Origin of the sequence: Psychrobacter pasteurii (assembly GCF_900162815.1) — a bacterium.
Lineage (GTDB): Bacteria > Pseudomonadota > Gammaproteobacteria > Pseudomonadales > Moraxellaceae > Psychrobacter > Psychrobacter pasteurii.
This window is the reverse complement of the sequence record NZ_FUGD01000151.1, coordinates 1-3,052: the sequence shown is the minus strand read 5'-3', so window position 1 is coordinate 3,052 and position 3,052 is coordinate 1. Positions and strand designations below refer to the sequence as shown.

The following is a 3,052-nucleotide window of genomic DNA, read 5'->3' as shown; positions in this document are numbered from 1 at the left end:
TATTCAAAAAATCATTGAAGATTCAGGACACACTATTCTATGGTTACCGCCTTATAGTCCTGACTTAAACCCTATTGAGCAAACTTGGGCTTGGGTTAAGAAAAAACGTCAAGATTGGGGAATAGATTGTATCGATACGTTATTCTTCTATTTTCTTTGGCTGTGTGACTGTTTTTAAGGGCTATGACTATAGCAGGGCGTTTATACTTGATGGCATTATTCAGTGCTTGACACACCAAATCCGATGTCATTCGTTTGTTTAGGGCATGACCCACGATTTCTTTGCTATACAGGTCCTTAACCGCTGCTAGATAAACCCAGCCTTCATTTGTCCAAATGTAGGTAATATCGCTGACCCAAGCCACGTTAGGGGCACAAACTTCAAATTGCTGCTCAAGCAGGTTGTCATAAACTGGTTTGTTATGATTTGAGTCAGTGGTGACTTTAAATCGCTTGTGGCGTTTGCAGTAAATCCCTTTTTCTTGCTTAATCTGACGAACCATGTAGCGACTGATTTCATGGCCTTGGTTGGCCAAATGCTGCTGTAACCGTTCATGTCCATAGCTTTGCTGTGTATCTATGTGAGCCGATTTGACCAGTAATTCACAGCGATTGTGGTGTTGCTTACGCTTACTGATCCCACGCTTTAGCCAGTCATAGTAGCCTGATATAGCAACGCCAAAGATTTTCGCCATTCGATTGATACTAAAACCTTGACGATTTTGTTGCATAAAGGCGTACTTGGCTACTGACTCTTTGCAAAGTACGCCGTTGCCTTTTTTAATATTTCCCGCTCTTCCTGGGCAATTTTGAGCTGTTTTTTAAGTTCTTTGATTTCGTCCAACGCTGCCATTAACTCGGGATTATAGCTATCCGTACCTTTTAGTTGCCCATCGTTGGCTAATCGATACCAGTTCGCAAGCGTGTTCATGGGTATGCCCAACTCTTTGGCTGTTTGACTGACGTTGCCAGCATTTTCTTTGATTTTACCGACAGCTTCAGCTTTGAAACTTTCGCTATATTCTGTTCTTTTTTTGCTCATGGTAAACTCCTGTTTAGATGGTTAGTTTACCAAATATTCCCCTCCGTTTTTTTCAGCATACATCAGTCAGTGATTTCAGAAAGGTCATTATCTTCATCACCAGTTGTTGACTCATCTTCTGTATCTTCCGTGATATCCTCAGGAATACCTTCCTCCTTGGCCATTAAATAATTGACCAATACTAAGTCCGGCAAGCTGTTTTTCAACTCTGTAGACATATCATCAGCATAAGGATAAGGCAGATTTATAGTTTGATTGCTTGTCATATAAGTTTTGACATCAGGGTGCTTAACAAACTCGTTATAATCTAAATTAGGCGGTAATGTTGATTCAAATCCTAGAATATCCTCTGTTCCACTTTGCCATCTACTTTGTATTCTATCTGAACCGCCCCGGGATTGTCGGAGACTCAACGCTCCAAGAGAATACGACAATGAAAACACGAAACTATACCCCCTGAAATGAAAGAGCGAGCCGTCCGTATGCTAATTGAAGCTAAAGACGACTACCCATCCACCTGGTCAGCCATCAAAGCCATAGCGCCAAAGATAGGTTGCACACCTGAGACCCTACGATCATGGCATAAAAAGCACATTGATAAAACCATTCCTGCAAATATTCAAGTTCAAAGCCAAGCCGAGCGTATCAAAGAGCTTGAACGTGAGAACAGAGAGTTAAAGCAAGCCAATGAGATTATAAAGAAAGCAGCAGGTCTTGAAGCCCAGGCGGAGCTCGACCGCAAACCCAAGTAATGGTTGATTTTATTGACGACCACAAACAACAGTATGGAGTCGAGCCAATCTGTAGAGTATTACCGATTGCTCCATCCACATACTATCGTGTTAAAGAGCTAGAAGAAACCCCTGAAAAGCGTTCACAGCGTAGCCAGCATGACGACTTCTATCTTAATGAGATTAAACGTATCTGGAAGAACAGCAAATGCCGATACGGTGCTCGTAAAGTCTGGAAACAGTTGAAATCTGAAGGTGTACATCCTGCACGTTGCACTGTAGAGCGGTTAATGCGTCAGCATGGTATGCAGGGTATTTGGCGAGGTAAAGGTAAGATAACGACTAAGTCTCGTGATGATCAAATACGGGCAGACGACTTAGTTAATCGTAATTTCAGTGCCCATCGCCCTAACCAGCTATGGGTTGCTGACTTTACTTACGTTAAAACATTGAGTGGTTGGGTCTATACTGCGTTTATTATAGATGTATTTGCCCGTAGTATTGTTGGTTGGAAGGTATCTAATCGTATGAACACCGATATGGTGATGGCAGCGTTAAATCAAGCCATTGCAGATAGAAACAACCCAAAAGGTGTGATCCACCATAGTGATCGCGGCGTTCAGTACTTATCCATTCGCTATACTGATAAGATGGCTGATTCTGGCGTTATTGCATCTGTTGGTACAACCGGTGATTCATACGATAATGCATTGGCTGAAACGGTTAACGGGCTTTATAAAACAGAGGTGATTGAATATTTAAAACCGCAGTGGCGGGATGCGTGTGATGTTGAATTAGCAACCCTTGAATGGGTCGTCACTCGAGCATAGCTCTCGACTTGCAAAGCTAAATCGATACTTAATCGATTTTTAACGCTTCTCAGGTTTAACAAAACTCGCATTCATAGTACGATTGGTTATGTGTCGCCTTTTGAGTTTGAGAGACGATACTATGATAGTCTTACTGAGTCAGACAAAGCTGCCTGACTCAAGCAATCCACTCTCCGATATAGTCGGGGCGGTTCAGACTTTGCCTAGCCCAAATAGTCGATATATCATCAAAGCTAATTGATCGTAGTCTATCCTCGCTTCGGCAAAAAATCGCTGTAGTCTGCGATAGTGACTGTCGGTCTTGCCACCCTTAGGGAGGTGTCCCCCCCTGTGTCAGGATAGTTGTCACTCCTAACAATCAAGTAAAAGGGGGTAACAAGGAACAAAGATGTCCAGATACAGTGAAGAGAGAAAACAAGCTATATTAAGCAAGCTATCGCCGCCACATA

The 3,052-nt window shown here is 42.6% G+C and carries 2 protein-coding genes, 2 pseudogenes and 1 other annotated feature; of the genes and pseudogenes, 2 read left to right on the top strand and 2 right to left on the bottom strand.

What is annotated here, in order from left to right; all coding sequences use genetic code 11:
- Nucleotide 1 precedes the first annotated feature (1 nt).
- The gene (locus A1232T_RS14645) at nt 2-178 is read left to right on the top strand and encodes a transposase (protein WP_341864616.1); all 177 of its coding nucleotides are present in this window, start codon (nt 2-4) and stop codon (nt 176-178) included.
- 13 nt (nt 179-191) lie between these two features.
- Here the strand turns inward: A1232T_RS14645 and A1232T_RS12720 are convergent.
- Nucleotides 192-1,042 (bottom strand): annotated as a pseudogene (locus A1232T_RS12720) (IS3 family transposase); the annotation flags it as partial.
- A gap of 62 nt (nt 1,043-1,104) precedes the next feature.
- Nucleotides 1,105-1,308, bottom strand: a complete 204-nt coding sequence (locus A1232T_RS12710; RefSeq protein WP_077449746.1) for a hypothetical protein — start codon at nt 1,306-1,308, stop codon at nt 1,105-1,107.
- 167 nt (nt 1,309-1,475) lie between these two features.
- On the opposite strand from A1232T_RS12710, the pseudogene A1232T_RS12700 reads away from it, so the two are divergent.
- A pseudogene (locus tag A1232T_RS12700) lies at nt 1,476-2,759 on the top strand (IS3 family transposase).
- Nucleotides 1,752-1,868: a sequence feature (AL1L pseudoknot), on the top strand. (Overlaps the previous pseudogene by 117 nt.)
- Nucleotides 2,760-3,052: the final 293 nt, after the last annotated feature.

Coding starts and splice junctions, on each gene's coding strand:
- A1232T_RS12710 (WP_077449746.1), bottom strand. CDS start 1,308: ATGACAAGCAATCAAACTATAAATCTGCCTTATCCTTATGCTGATGAT.